The following is a 529-nucleotide window of genomic DNA, read 5'->3' on the forward strand; positions in this document are numbered from 1 at the left end:
CCTAACACCTGAGTTAAGCCGCGCCGCGAAGCGGCGTCGGCTTGGACGAATTGTTAGGCGCCACCTAGGGCTACCCATGCGCAAATGGCGACTGCACCGAGTGCGACCCAACCCGGATGCCGCCCTCGAGTTCCCACGAGCACGAGGATAGCGCCGCCTGCGTTAGCTGCAACGGCGGCCTGAAGCACGCGCTGCCGCAGCGGAGCCTCGGGCGAATTGGCGAGGCTGAAGAGAATGGCCGCGAAGGCCCAGCCAAAAACCGACGCCAGATGCCAGGTGGCCCACAGGATGCGGATGTTCCGGGCACGCAACGGCGGCGCGCCGAGCTGCGGCACGAAAGTGCCTTGCCGAAGGTGGCGGAAGATGAGCCACTCGCCGAGCGTGGAATGAACAAGGCCAGTGAGCACTGCAAGTACGGCCGCGGCATTAAGCGCTGTCTGCATCAATCTTCCTTGAGCTACCTGTGGCGCCTAACACCTGAGTTAAGCCGCGCCGCGAAGCGGCGTCGGCTTGGACGAATTGTTAGGCC

General features: G+C 64.3%; 1 protein-coding gene. It reads right to left on the reverse strand.

Annotated features, from left to right (window positions below; genetic code table 11):
- Positions 1–53: 53 nt before the first annotated feature.
- Complete coding sequence (locus FW784_RS14175; RefSeq protein WP_149353958.1) at positions 54–443, reverse strand: hypothetical protein; 390 nt, start codon at positions 441–443, stop codon at positions 54–56.
- Positions 444–529 lie beyond the last annotated feature (86 nt).

Origin of the sequence: Cognatilysobacter lacus, from assembly GCF_008274655.1 — a bacterium.
Lineage (GTDB): Bacteria > Pseudomonadota > Gammaproteobacteria > Xanthomonadales > Xanthomonadaceae > Cognatilysobacter > Cognatilysobacter lacus.